The following is a 13,438-nucleotide window of genomic DNA, read 5'->3' on the forward strand; positions in this document are numbered from 1 at the left end:
CGCTTTTCCATGTCCAACGCCGCCGCGCCCGCAACGGAAGGACCCGACCGGTCCGACGCGCCTGCGCATGTCGCCATCATCATGGATGGCAACGGGCGCTGGGCGGCCGCGCGCGGCCTGCCGCGGGCGGAGGGGCATCGCCGCGGGGTCGAGGCATTGCGGCGCGTGGTGCGGGCCTCGCACGAACTCGGCATCCGCTACCTCACCATCTTCTCCTTCTCCTCGGAAAACTGGTCGCGCCCGGCGAGCGAGATCGGCGATCTCTTCGGTCTGCTCAGGCGCTTCATCCGCAACGATCTCGCGAGCCTGCATCGCGACGGCGTCAAGGTGCGCATCATCGGCGAGCGCGACGGGCTCGAGAGCGATATCTGTGCATTGCTGAACGAGGCCGAGGAGCTGACGCGCGACAACACGCGCCTCACGCTCGTCGTCGCCTTCAACTACGGCTCGCGGCAGGAAATTGCGAAGGCCGCGCAAGAGCTCGCGCGCGAAGTCGCGGCCGGCAAGCGCGATCCCGCCACGATCGACGCCGATGCGCTCGGCGCCTATCTCGATACGCCCGATATTCCCGATCCCGATCTCATCATCCGCACCAGCGGCGAGCAGCGCCTGTCCAATTTCCTGATGTGGCAGGCTGCCTATAGCGAGCTGGTGTTCGTGCCGGTGCACTGGCCCGATTTCGACAAGGCGGCGCTGGAAAGTGCGATCGCCGAATTCGCCAGGCGCGAGCGCCGTTTCGGCGGCCTGGTCGCGAAATCAGCCTCGTGAGCGAACCCGACGCCGAAGCAGCGGCCGCAAAGCCTGCCCCGAGCAATTTCGTGATGCGAGTCCTCGCAGCGCTGGTGCTGGCGCCGCTCGCGATCGCGGTGGCCTATGCCGGCGGCTGGCTGTGGGCGCTGCTCGTCACCCTGGTGTCGATCGGTCTGTTCGCGGAATGGCTCATGGTGGTGGCCGCAGGCACGACCGCTCTGACCGGGGCAGGGACGCTGGTCATTGCCATGATGGGCCTGTGCGTGGCCGCCGGCGCGCTCAAGACCGCAATCATCGTCGGATGCGTCGGCGGCGCGATCGTGACGTTGATTGCGCGCGGCAAGTTCATCTGGGCGGCGACTGGATTCGCCTACGCTTCCGCGGCGCTGCTCGCCTCGATCCTGGTGCGGAAGGATCTTGCGCACGGATTCGCCGCGCTGATGTTCGTGCTGCTCGTGGTGTGGGCGACCGATATCGGCGGCTATTTCGCCGGCCGCAGCATCGGCGGGCCCAAGCTATGGCCGCGCGTCAGCCCGAAAAAGACCTGGGCCGGTGCGGTGGGCGGGTTTGTCGCGAGCCTTGCGGTCGCGAGCGGGTTTGCGGCCTTCGGTATCGGCAAAGCAGTCCCGCTGCTCGCGGTCAGCGCCGTCCTGTCGGTGGTGTCGCAGGCGGGCGATCTGTTCGAATCCGCGGTGAAAAGACGCTTTGGCGTCAAGGATTCCAGTCACTTAATTCCCGGCCATGGCGGGCTACTGGACCGCCTGGACGGCTTTGTCGCCGCCATCCTGGTGGCTTGGATTATCGGGTTCCTCCGCCACGGTGTGCATAGCGCCGGAAGCGGTCTTATGGTTTGGTGAGGACATGAGCGCAGTCCCTTTGCGTAACAACAAGCTTGCTGCGACCAGCATCCGCAGCGTCACGGTCCTCGGCGCCACCGGCTCGATCGGCGACAGCACGATGGATCTGCTGCGGGCTTCGCCCGATCGCTATCGCGTCGAGGCCCTGACGGCGAACAGCAATGTCGACGCGCTCGCGAAACTCGCGAAGGAATTTTCCGCGCGCTTCGTCGCGATCGCGGACGCCTCCAGGCTTGCCGATCTGAAGTCCGCACTTGCGGGCACGAGCACGGAATGCGGTGCCGGCGAGAGCGCAGTGATCGAGGCGGGCGCGCGTCCGGCCGATTGGGTCATGGCGGCCGTGAGCGGCGCGGCCGGATTGAAGCCCGCCCTGGCTGCGGTCGATCGCGGCGCGCATGTCGCGCTCGCCAACAAGGAATGCCTCGTCTGCGCCGGTGATTTCTTCATGCAGCGCGCGGCGAAGGCGGGCGCCTGCATCCTGCCTGCCGATTCCGAGCACAACGCGCTGTTTCAGGCGCTGGCATCGGGCAATCGCGACGAGCTGGTGCGCGTCATCATCACTGCGTCGGGCGGCCCGTTCCGCACCTGGAAGCCCGCCGACATCGAGCAGGCGACGCTCGAGCAGGCCCTGAAACATCCGAACTGGAGCATGGGCCAGAAGATCACGATCGATTCCGCCTCGATGATGAACAAGGGGCTCGAGGTGATCGAGGCGTCCTATCTGTTCGCGCTGACGCCCGATGAGATCGACGTGCTGGTGCATCCGCAGTCGATCATCCACGGCATGGTCGAGTTCTCCGACCGCTCCGTCATGGCCCAGCTCGGCTCCCCCGACATGCGCACGCCGATCGCCCATTGCCTCGGCTGGCCCGACCGGATCAAGGGGCCGGCCGCCAAGCTCGATCTGGCCAAGATTGGTCAGCTGACCTTCGAGGCCCCGGATTTCGAGAGATTCCCGGGACTCCGCCTGGCGTTCGATTCGCTCCGGACCGGGAAGGGGGCGACCACCGTCTACAACGCCGCCAACGAGGTCGCGGTCGCGGCGTTCATCGCTGGCAAGATCCGCTTCGGCGCCATCGCTAGGCTGGTCGAGGCGACCCTGGACGACTGGATCCGGACCGGTAACCAGGCGCCCATGACATCAGCGGATGATGCAATAAATGTTGACCATGTTGCGCGAAATAGGGCTGCCGCCCTATTGCCTCAAATTGCCTTAAAGGCATCCTAGCTAGTTCGGGGCCAGGGCCTTGCGGCGCTGGATGAGGGAATTCGATGATCGACTTTTTTACCCATAGTTTCAACACGTTGAGCCATGGGCTCCTCGGTTATGCGGTTCCGTTCCTGTTCGTCCTGACGATCGTCGTGTTCTTCCACGAGCTCGGCCATTTCCTGGTCGCGCGCTGGGCCGGCGTTCGCGTGTTAACGTTCTCGCTCGGTTTCGGACCTGAGCTGATCGGCTTCAACGACCGCCACGGCACGCGCTGGAAGATCTCGGCGATCCCGCTAGGCGGCTACGTCAAGTTCTTCGGCGACGAGAGCGAGGCGTCCACGCCGTCGGCCGCAACGCTGGCGGCGATGACGGACGAGGAGCGCGCCGGCAGCTTCCACCACAAGAAGGTCGGTCCGCGCGCTGCCATCGTCGCAGCCGGACCGGTCGCCAATTTCATCCTCGGCGCCCTGATTTTCGCTGGCATGGCCCTTTACTACGGCAAGCCGAGCACGATCGCCCGCGTGGACGGCGTCGTCGCCGACGGCGCCGCGGCTGCTGCCGGCTTCAAGATCGGCGACGTCGTCGTGCAGATCGACGGCAAGCCGATCGAGAGCTTTGCCGACATGCAGCGGATTGTGGCGACGAGTGCAGGTTCGGCGCTGGTTTTCCAGGTGAAGCGGGATGGGGGTCTGGTGTCCCTGACGGCGACGCCTGCGCTGCTTGAGCGCAAGGATCCATTCGGCAACAGCCACAAGGTCGGCGTGCTCGGCGTCGAGCATAAGTCCCAGGCTGGTGAGGCCTCGACCTCGCCGGTCGGTGTCGGCGAGGCGCTCAAGATCGGGGTTGAGCAGGTCTGGTTCATCATCACCAGCACCTTCAAGTTCCTGGGCTCGCTGTTCATCGGACAGGGCAATCCGAACGAGGTCAGCGGCGTCCTCGGCATCGCGAAGATGTCAGGGCAGGCCGCCAGCGCCGGGTTCCAGTTCGTGATCAATCTGTGCGCCGTGCTGTCGGTCTCGATCGGGCTGCTGAACCTGTTCCCGATCCCGCTGCTTGATGGTGGTCACCTTCTGTTCTACACGGCGGAGGTTGTCCGGGGCCGTCCGCTCTCGGAGCGGACCCAGGAGATGGGATTCCGAATCGGCCTCGGTCTGGTGCTGATGCTGATGGTGTTTGCCACCTATAACGACATCCTGCGGATGGCGGCTTCCTGATAGGGGCTTTTTTGTGACGTTGCTGATCAGCAACGTCTTGGAATGAAATTGAAATCACCGCGTCCGCTGCCGTTTGCGATGTCGGGGAAATTGGCTACAAGCGGCTAGAACTTGGGGAATCTCCCGGACCTGCTTTGGGGTTGGGTCTGGTAAGTTGATAAGGGCGCGTTGCGCGATGAAGTTTGGACTGCGACTCCGGGGGGGCTTGCTCGCAACCCTGATCATGTTCGGCGCGCCGGTGGTTGCCCCGGTTGTTGGGGCTGTTTTCGTGCCTTCGTCTGCGTTCGCCCAGACCGTGCAGTCGATTTCCGTTGAAGGAAATCGCCGCGTCGAGGTGGAGACGATCCGCTCCTATTTCAAGCCTGGCCCCGGCGGTCGCCTCGATCAGGGCGCCATCGATGACGGCCTCAAGGCTCTGATCGAGACCGGCCTGTTCCAGGACGTGAAGATCAACCGCGGCGCCGGCGGCCAGCTGATCGTGTCGGTTGTGGAAAACCCGGTGATCGGGCGCGTCGCTTTCGAGGGCAACAAGAAGGTCAAGGACGAGCAGCTCACTGCTGAAGTCCAGTCCAAGTCCCGCGGCACCTTCTCCCGCGCCATGGTGCAGTCGGACACGCTGCGAATCGCCGAAATCTATCGCCGATCCGGGCGCTATGACGTGACCGTCACGCCCGAGATCATCGAGCAGCCGAACAACCGCGTCGATCTGATCTTCACGGTCAACGAAGGCGCCAAGACCGGCGTTCAGTCGATCGAGTTCGTCGGCAACAACGCGTTCTCGGGCTATCGCCTGCGCGACGTCATCAAGACGCGCGAAACCAATCTGCTGAGCTTCCTCGGCAGCGCCAACGTTTACGACCCCGACCGCGTCGAGGCCGACCGCGATCTGATTCGCCGCTTCTACCTGAAGAACGGTTTCGCCGACGTCCAGGTCGTGGCTGCGCTCACCGAATACGATCCCGCGAAGAAGGGCTTCAACGTCACCTTCAAGATCGAGGAAGGCCAGCAGTACCGCGTCGGCACCGTCGAGTTCCGCTCCAGCATCCCGAACTTCGATCCGACGTCCTTGCGCTCCTATTCGCGCGTCAATGTCGGTTCGCTCTACAATGTCGAATCGGTCGAGAAGTCGGTCGAGGACATGCAGATCGAGGCCTCGCGCCGCGGCTATGCGTTCGCGGTGGTGCGTCCGGGCGGCGATCGCAATTTCGATGCGCACACCGTCTCCGTCGTGTTCAACGTCGACGAAGGTCCGCGCACCTATATCGAGCGCATCAATATCCGCGGCAACACCCGCACCCGTGACTATGTGATCCGTCGCGAGTTCGATATCTCCGAGGGCGATGCCTACAACCGCGCGCTCGTCGATCGCGCCGAGCGCCGCCTGAAGAACCTCGATTACTTCAAGTCCGTGAAGATCACGACGGAGCCGGGTTCGTCCAGCGACCGCGTGGTCCTGATCGTCGAGCTCGAAGAAAAGTCGACCGGCGACTTCTCGGTCTCGGGCGGTTATTCCACGACCGACGGTGCGCTGGCCGAAGTCTCGGTGTCGGAGCGTAACCTGCTCGGCCGCGGCCTGTTCGCCAAGGCGTCGGTCACCTACGGCCAGTATGCGCGCGGCTATTCGCTCTCGTTCGTCGAGCCGTATCTGCTCGACTATCGCGTCGCACTGGGCCTCGACCTGTATCAGCGCCAGCAGCTGTCCAACAGCTACATCTCCTACGGTACCAAGACGTTGGGCTTCTCGCCGCGGCTCGGCTTCGCCTTGCGTGAAGATCTGTCGCTGCAGCTGCGCTACTCGATCTACCGACAAGAGATCACGCTGCCGTTCTACCTGGCGAACTGTAACAACGTGCCGACCTCCGGCGCGTTCAACCCGAGCCCGGCCTATACCAACGCAACGACAGGGATTGACCCGAGCTTGACCGGCAATCTCGGTTGCTACGCCGATGGCGAAGCCTCTTTGCCGGTCCGCAAGGAACTCGCGAATGGCAAGACGCTGACTTCGGCGCTCGGCTACACGCTGAGCTACAACACGCTGGACAACAACAAGAACCCGACCGACGGCCTGCTCGTCGACTTCCGGCAGGACTTCGCCGGCGTCGGCGGCGACGTCTCCTACCTGAAGACCGTCGCAGACGCGAAGTACTACCAGTCGCTGGTGTCTGACCTTGTCGGCCTCGTCCACCTCCAGGGCGGCATCCTGAACAAGGTCGGCAGCACCGATCTGCGCATGCTGGATCACTTCCAGATGGGCCCGAACCTCGTCCGTGGCTTCGCCCCGAATGGCATCGGCCCGCGCGACATCAATCCGTTCGACACGCAGGACGCGCTTGGTGGCAGCAAGTACTGGGGCGCTTCGCTGGAATTGCAGATGCCTTTCTGGTTCCTGCCGAAGGAAGTCGGCCTGAAGGGCGCGGTCTATGCTGACGCCGGTGGTCTGTACGACTATCAGGGCCCGACGACCTGGGCGCTGACCGGCGAAACGACGACGACCAAGAACTCGAACTGTACGCCGTCGACCATCAATCCGAACACCGCAGGAACCTGTACCGGTCTGGTCTATGACGACAGCAAGGTGATCCGGTCGTCGGTCGGCGTCGGCCTGATCTGGGCCTCGCCGTTCGGGCCGCTCCGCTTCGACTACGCAGTGCCGCTCACCAAGGGCAAATATGACCATGTGCAGGAATTCCGGTTCGGCGGCGGCACCTCGTTCTAATTCCATCAGCTGGGCATGACCCGGCTCCATGAGGGAAATTCTGGAAGTTCCATCCAGAATTCCCTGGGGCCGGTCGCCAAAAAGATCGTTTTCTCTCCATGAGATAGGGCATGATGCGGTATGACCGCTTCATGACGAAGCCGGACCGCGACGGGGTGGAATGGCGCAGCCGACCTTCTTTACGAAACCGCCGGCCTCAACGCTGGCCGACATTGCCGCGCTCACCAAGGCGCAACTGGTCGATCCCAACAGGGGCGGTCATGTGATCACGGGCCTTGCTTCGCTCGACGAAGCCGGACCGATGCATCTGACATTCTTCGACAACCTCAAATACGCCGGCGAGCTCAAGGCGACCAAGGCGGGCGCCTGCCTGGTGAGCCCGCGCTTCGAGGGCCAGGTGCCCGCGCATGTGGCGGTGCTGCGGGCGACCCAGCCGTTCCGCGCCTTCGTCAGGATTGCCCGGGAATGGCATGGCGACGCGCTGCGGCCGCAATCCTCGGTCGGCAATGACGGCATCGCGCCGTCGGCCATCATCGACCCCTCGGCCCGGCTCGAGGACGGCGTCATCGTCGATCCGCTCGCCGTGATTGGGCCGAATGCCGAGATCGGCAGCGGCACGGTCGTCGGCGTCGGCGCGGTGATAGGCCCGCACGTCAAGATCGGCCGGGACTGCAATGTCGGCGCGCGTACGGTGATCCAGTGCGCGCTGATCGGGAATAACGTGCTGATCCATCCCGGCTGCTCGATCGGCCAGGACGGCTACGGCTTCATCTTTTTCGGCCCCGAGGGGCATCTGAAGGTGCCACAGACGGGGCGAGTGCTGATCCAGAACGACGTCGAGGTCGGCGCCGGAACCACCATCGACCGCGGCTCGCTGCGAGACACCGTGATCGGGGAGGGCACCAAAATCGACAATCAGGTCCAGATCGGTCACAATGTGACGATTGGACGACACTGCCTGCTGGCGGCCCAGATCGGGCTCGCGGGCAGCCTGACCATCGGCGACAACGTGGCGCTGGGAGCGAAGGTTGGCATCAACAATCACCTGAAGATCGGCGACGGAGCCCAGGTGACCGCCATGAGCGCGGTCAAGGACGACATCCCGCCGGGGGGACGTTGGGGCGGGCATTTCGCCAAGCCGACCAAACAATGGTTCAAAGAGATCATCGCGGTGGAGCGTCTGGTACGCGACAGCAAGACCGATCCGAAGGATGAGGGACGGGAATGACGGAGGAATCGCCGATCAAGTTTGCGCTGGTGGACATCAATCAGATCCTCCAGATCCTGCCGCACCGCTTTCCCATGCTGCTGATCGACCGGGTGATCAACATCCGCGCCGATTACAGCGGCATTGGCATCAAGAACGTCACCTTCAACGAGACGGTCTTCCAGGGACATTTCCCTGACCGCCCGATCTATCCCGGCGTCATGATGATCGAGGCAATGGCACAGACCGCCGGCGTGATCGGCATCAAGTCGGTCGAGGGCACGGAAAAGGCGAAGGCGGTCTATTTCCTCACCATCGACAAGTGCAAATTCCGCAAGCCCGTGCTGCCCGGCGATACCATCGAGTATCACCTGCGCTCGCTCCGCCGCCGTAACGCCATGTGGTGGTTTCAAGGCCAAGCCAAGGTTGGCGGCCAGATCGTCGCCGAAGCCGAGATCGGGGCGATGGTGACGGACTAAAGCGTCGTTCGCGCGCCCGGCTGTTCAAATGCTGGATCTGCACGGCTTGTTCGGCCGGCTTTTGAAACACGCCGAGATCATACGTCACTGGACAGATCGGGCGCATACGCGCTAACCACCGGAAAGCCGAGCAAGTTCAACACATAGTCAGACCTTGTTGATAAGTAAGATCGCTTGATGAGTAAGATCGACCCCACCGCCCGGGTGGAAGACGGCGCCGTGATCGGCGAGGGCACCGAGATCGGGCCTTTTTGTATCATCGGTCGCAACGCGCGGATCGGGGCCCATTGCAAGCTGATCGGACAGGTCACGGTCATCGGCCACACCTCGGTCGGGGACGCCTGTGTGATCTCGCCGTTCGCAGTGCTCGGCGGCGCGCCGCAGGATCTCAGCTACAAGGGCGAGCCGACCACGCTCGAGATCGGTTCGGGAAACATCATCCGTGAGGGTGCGACGATGAATGTCGGCACCGTCAAGGGCGGCGGCAGGACGCGCGTCGGCAACGACGGCTACTTTATGAACAACAGCCATGTCGGCCACGATTGCATCGTCGGCAACAATGCGATCTTCGCGACGTCGGCGACGCTGGGCGGCCATTGCGAGATCGGTGACGCCGTCTATATCGGCGGCCTGTCCGCGGTGCACCAGTTCACGCGCATCGGCTCCTATGTGATGGTCGGCGGCCTCTCGGGCGTGCGCGACGACATCATTCCGTATGGGCTCGCCAACGGCCAATATGCGGTGCTGGAGAGCCTCAACCTGATCGGCATGAAGCGCCGCAAGTTCACCAAGCAGCGGCTTGCGACCGTGCGTGCGTTCTACCAGAAGCTCTTCCATGGCTCCGGCACCTTCGCCGAGCGGCTGGAATCGGTACGGCCGCTCGCAAGCGAAGATCCCGCGATCGCCGAAATCCTCGGCTTCATCGGCAAGGGCAAGCGCCCGCTCTGTCTTCCGACCATCGAGAAGTGATGCTGCGATGGCCGCGGACATGACATCGGCGGCTCCTGCGATCTCATCACCGGTCGGCGTTGTTGCCGGCGGCGGCGCCATGCCGTTTGCGGTGGCCGACTCGCTCGCCGCGCGCGGCATCACACCGGTGTTGTTTCCACTGCGCGGCGCGTGCGATCCGGTGCAGGTCGAGCAATTCCGTCACCGCTGGATCTCGGTCGGTCAGCTCGGCCGGGCCATGCGGCTGTTCCGCGAAGAAGGCTGCCGCGATTTGATCTTCATCGGCACGCTGGTGCGGCCGTCGCTGACGGAGATCCGGTTCGATTTCACAACGCTGCGGCTGCTGGGCAACGTCATCCGCGCCTTCCGCGGCGGCGACGATCATCTGTTGTCGGGTGTCGGGCGCATTCTCGAGGAAGGCGGCTTTCGCATGGTCGGCATCAAGGATGTCGCGCCCGACCTCCTGATGCCCGAGGGCTGCATCACCCGCGCCTGGCCGGCCGACAATGCCAAGGGCGACATCGAGCGCGGGCGCGCGGTGCTGACCGCGCTCGGGCCGTTCGACATCGGCCAGGCCGCCGTGGTGATCGACGGCCATGTGGTGGCGGTCGAGGACATCGAGGGCACCGATGCGCTGCTGGCGCGCGTCGCGCGCTTGCGCGAGGAGGGCCGCATCCGCGCGGCCACGGGGCGCGGTGTGCTGGTGAAAGCACCGAAAAGCGGCCAGGATCTGCGCTTCGATCTGCCGACGATCGGCGCGCGCACGATCGAGGGCGTCGCCAAGGCGGGTCTTGCCGGCGTTGCCGTCATCGCCGGCAACACCATCGCGGCCGAGCCGCAGGCGATGATCGCGCGCGCCGATGCAAAATATCTCTTCATCATCGGCTTGCCGGCATGATGCAGTCGCGCGATCCCATCAGGAAGATTTTCCTGATCGCCACGGAGGAATCCGGCGATCGGCTCGGCTCGGCGCTGATGAAAGTGTTGCGCCAGCGCCTCGGCGACGGCGTGCAGTTCGAGGGCGTCGGCGGACGCACCATGGCGCGTGAGGGGCTCGAGACGTTGTTTCCGATCGAGGAACTGTCGATCGTCGGCCTTGCCGCGGTGGTGCAGCAGCTGCCGAAGATCCTGCGCCTGATCCGCGAGACCGCGGATGCCGCGACGGAGGCTGCGCCAGATGTGCTCGTCATCATCGACAGTCCCGATTTCACCCATCGCGTTGCGCGCCGTGTTCGCGCGAGGGATCCGGCGATCCCGGTCGTCGACTACGTCTCGCCCTCGGTCTGGGCCTGGCGGCCGGGCCGCGCGCGCGCGATGCTCGGCTATGTCGACCACGTGCTCGGCCTGCTGCCCTTCGAGCCGGAGGAATATCGCAAGCTTGGCGGGCCGCCTTGCAGCTATGTCGGTCATCCCCTGATCGAACAATTGCCCTCGCTGCGGCCGAACGCCGAGGAACAGAAGCGCCGTACCGGCGAGCCGCCGGTGCTGCTGGTGCTGCCGGGCAGCCGCCGCAGCGAGATCCGGCATCATCTCGACGTGTTCGGTGCGGCGCTTGGCCGTTTGCAGGGGCAGGGCGTCGCATTCGAATTGATGCTGCCGACCATGCCGCATCTCGAAGCCACCGTTCGCGCCGGCATCGCAAGCTGGCCGGTCGAGCCGCAGATCATGGTCGGCGAAACCGAGAAGCGCGCCGCATTCAGGATCGCGCGCGCGGCGCTGGCAAAGTCAGGCACGGTGACGCTGGAGCTGGCACTGTCGGGCATTCCGATGGTGACGGCCTATCGTGTCGGCGCGATGGAGGCCTTCATCCTGCGCCGCGCGATCCAGGTGTCTTCGGTCATCCTCGCCAATCTCGTGATTGGCAAGGAGGTGATTCCTGAATTCTTGCAGGAAGACTGCACGCCGGAGAAGCTCGCGAGCGCCCTGTCCGAGGTGCTGAGGGATTCACCGATGCGCACGCAACAGGTCGAAGCCTTTGCCCAGCTCGACACCATCATGTCGACCGGCAATAAATCGCCAAGCGTGCTCGCCGCCGACGTCGTGCTTGCGACGATGCGGAAGGGGCGAGCTAAAGCGCGATGAGATTTGGATGAATCGTCATCGCGCTTTAGATTGTTGTTTACGTATGATCTTTCCGGAAAACCGCTTCGCATTTTTCCGGATCATGCTTTTAGGCCAGCCCGCCGTCGACCCGGAAACACTGGCAGGTGATGCGCTGGCTCGCGTCGGAGGCGAGGTAAACCGCCATGTTGGCGATATCCTCGGGCGTCACCGCATCGGGAATGGCCTGGCGGCTGCGCATCTCGCTGATGACCTGCTCGTCTGGGTACCACAGACGGCGCTGCCGTTCGGTGATCACCATCCCCGGTGCAATCGCGTTGACGCGGATCCGGTCCGGGCCGAACTTGCGGCCGAGCGAATTGGTGAAGCCGACGATGGCTGCCTTGGCGCCGGCATAGACCGGCAGCCCGGGCGCACCGCGCATCCAGGCGATCGAGGACATGTTGATGATCGAGCCGCCGCCGCGCGCCTGCATCTGCGGCACCACGGTCTGTGCGGCAAAGAAGACGTGCTTGAAATTGACGCCGATCATCCAGTCGAACTCGGCCGGAGTGACGTCAGCCAGCACCTGGCGCTGGTCATTGGCGGCGTTGTTGACGAGAACCGCGGCATCGCCGAGCGATGCGTGCACCTTAGACAGCGCGGCGCGCAGGGCGTCGATATCCATGAGGTCGCAGGGCACGAACAGCGGGGCCGTGCCGGAGCTCTTCGCCACCTCCTGGGCGAGCGCCTCGCCCGCCTGCGTGTCGAGGTCGAGGAAGGCGACGCGAGAGCGCTGAGCAGCAAACGCGCGGACAAAGGCGGCGCCGATGCCGCTGGCGCCTCCGGTGATCACCACCACGCGATTGGCGAGGTCGGCATAGGTCGTCTGGGTCATGCGATCAGTCGCTCCGTCTCGGGGTCGAACAGGCAAATGCGGCGGGTATCGAGGGCAAAGGAGGCGGTAGAGCCCGGCGCCGGGCGGATGTCCGGCGAGACGCGCGCCTGCGCCGGCTCGCCGCCAAGCCGCAGCAGGACGATGGTCTCCGCGCCCGTGGGCTCGACGAGCTCGACGGGTGCGGTCACGATCACCGGAGGGCCCACGGCACCGGAGAACACGCGGTCGCCCTCGGCGATGCATTCGGGCCTGATCCCGAGCACGACCTCGCGGCCGACATAGGACGTCGCGGCCTCGTAGCCTTGCAGGCGGAGGCGGACTTCGTCCGGCCGGCCTGCGCCGATCACCACCACAGGACCGCCGGTATCGGCCTCGAGCCGGGCCGTCATCGTGTTCATCGGCGGAGATCCCATGAAACGGGCGACGAACAGGTTGGCGGGATAGCGATAGACCGTATCGGGGTCGGCGAATTGCTGCACCACGCCACGATGCATCACCGCGATGCGGGTCGCCATCGTCATCGCCTCGATCTGATCGTGGGTGACGTAGATGATGGTGGCACCAATCCGCTGGTGCAGCCGCTTGATCTCCATCCGCATTTCGACGCGCAGCTTGGCATCGAGATTGGACAGTGGCTCGTCGAAAAGGAAGAGCAGGGGATCGCGCACCAGGGCGCGTCCCATCGCAACGCGCTGGCGCTGGCCGCCAGAGAGCTGCGACGGCTTGCGGGCGAGCAGCGGCTCGATCTGGAGCAGCCTGGCGACGTTCGCCAGCGCCTTCTCCTGCTCGGCCTTGGCGACGCCCCGGCATTCCATGCCGAAAGTGATGTTCTGGCGCACCGTCATCGACGGATAGAGCGCGTAGGACTGGAACACCATGGCGATGTCGCGGTCCTTGGGCGGTACGTCGTTGACCACGCGCCCGCCGATCTCGATCGATCCGTCGCTGGCGCGATCGAGCCCGGCGATGATGTTGAGCAGCGTGGACTTGCCGCAGCCGGAGGGACCGACCAGCACCGTGAATTCGCCGCTCTCGATGTCGAGGTCGATGCCCTTGAGCACCTCCAGATTGGCGAAGCGCTTGGACAGGGCGCGAATGCTCAGTGCGGCCATGACACAT

Annotated in this window: 12 protein-coding genes; 10 read left to right on the forward strand and 2 right to left on the reverse strand. The window is 64.5% G+C overall.

Annotated elements, in window-relative coordinates:
- Positions 1 to 9 precede the first annotated feature (9 nt).
- From JQ621_RS00900 to lpxB, 10 genes are all read left to right on the forward strand, one after another.
- On the forward strand, positions 10 to 768 hold the full coding sequence (locus tag JQ621_RS00900; protein WP_212232548.1) for an isoprenyl transferase: 759 nt from the start codon (positions 10 to 12) through the stop codon (positions 766 to 768).
- Positions 769 to 821: 53 nt separating this feature from the next.
- The gene (locus JQ621_RS00905) at positions 822 to 1,607 is read left to right on the forward strand and encodes a phosphatidate cytidylyltransferase (RefSeq protein ID WP_212233757.1); all 786 of its coding nucleotides are present in this window, start codon (positions 822 to 824) and stop codon (positions 1,605 to 1,607) included.
- A gap of 4 nt (positions 1,608 to 1,611) precedes the next feature.
- Positions 1,612 to 2,835, forward strand: coding sequence for a 1-deoxy-D-xylulose-5-phosphate reductoisomerase (gene dxr / locus JQ621_RS00910; RefSeq protein WP_212232549.1), 1,224 nt, complete (start codon positions 1,612 to 1,614; stop codon positions 2,833 to 2,835).
- Between the two features lie 44 nt (positions 2,836 to 2,879).
- Entirely contained in the window at positions 2,880 to 4,031 is a 1,152-nt protein-coding gene (gene rseP / locus JQ621_RS00915) for an RIP metalloprotease RseP (protein WP_212232550.1), read from the forward strand.
- A 175-nt stretch (positions 4,032 to 4,206) separates the two neighbouring features.
- A complete protein-coding gene (gene bamA / locus JQ621_RS00920; RefSeq protein ID WP_212232551.1) occupies positions 4,207 to 6,747 on the forward strand; it encodes an outer membrane protein assembly factor BamA in 2,541 nt (846 codons plus the stop codon).
- Between the two features lie 160 nt (positions 6,748 to 6,907).
- On the forward strand, positions 6,908 to 7,975 hold the full coding sequence (lpxD, locus tag JQ621_RS00925) for a UDP-3-O-(3-hydroxymyristoyl)glucosamine N-acyltransferase (protein WP_212232552.1): 1,068 nt from the start codon (positions 6,908 to 6,910) through the stop codon (positions 7,973 to 7,975).
- Complete coding sequence (gene fabZ / locus JQ621_RS00930; protein ID WP_212232553.1) at positions 7,972 to 8,433, forward strand: 3-hydroxyacyl-ACP dehydratase FabZ; 462 nt, start codon at positions 7,972 to 7,974, stop codon at positions 8,431 to 8,433. Before lpxD ends, fabZ begins: the two co-directional genes overlap by 4 nt.
- Before the next feature lie 177 nt (positions 8,434 to 8,610).
- Entirely contained in the window at positions 8,611 to 9,402 is a 792-nt protein-coding gene (gene lpxA / locus JQ621_RS00935) for an acyl-ACP--UDP-N-acetylglucosamine O-acyltransferase (RefSeq protein WP_212232554.1), read from the forward strand.
- A 19-nt stretch (positions 9,403 to 9,421) separates the two neighbouring features.
- Complete coding sequence (locus JQ621_RS00940) at positions 9,422 to 10,279, forward strand: LpxI family protein (RefSeq protein ID WP_212233758.1); 858 nt, start codon at positions 9,422 to 9,424, stop codon at positions 10,277 to 10,279.
- On the forward strand, positions 10,276 to 11,463 hold the full coding sequence (gene lpxB / locus JQ621_RS00945) for a lipid-A-disaccharide synthase (RefSeq protein WP_212232555.1): 1,188 nt from the start codon (positions 10,276 to 10,278) through the stop codon (positions 11,461 to 11,463). Before JQ621_RS00940 ends, lpxB begins: the two co-directional genes overlap by 4 nt.
- Positions 11,464 to 11,551: 88 nt before the next feature.
- Here the strand turns inward: lpxB and JQ621_RS00950 are convergent, their stop codons facing one another.
- Together JQ621_RS00950 and JQ621_RS00955 are read right to left on the reverse strand one after the other, a co-directional pair.
- The gene (locus JQ621_RS00950) at positions 11,552 to 12,319 is read right to left on the reverse strand and encodes an SDR family NAD(P)-dependent oxidoreductase (RefSeq protein ID WP_212232556.1); all 768 of its coding nucleotides are present in this window, start codon (positions 12,317 to 12,319) and stop codon (positions 11,552 to 11,554) included.
- A complete protein-coding gene (locus tag JQ621_RS00955; RefSeq protein ID WP_212232557.1) occupies positions 12,316 to 13,431 on the reverse strand; it encodes an ABC transporter ATP-binding protein in 1,116 nt (371 codons plus the stop codon). The genes JQ621_RS00950 and JQ621_RS00955 overlap by 4 nt, the downstream gene beginning before the upstream one ends.
- Positions 13,432 to 13,438: the final 7 nt, after the last annotated feature.

Source organism: Bradyrhizobium manausense (assembly GCF_018129685.1).
GTDB classification, from domain to species: Bacteria; Pseudomonadota; Alphaproteobacteria; order Rhizobiales; family Xanthobacteraceae; genus Bradyrhizobium; species Bradyrhizobium manausense_D.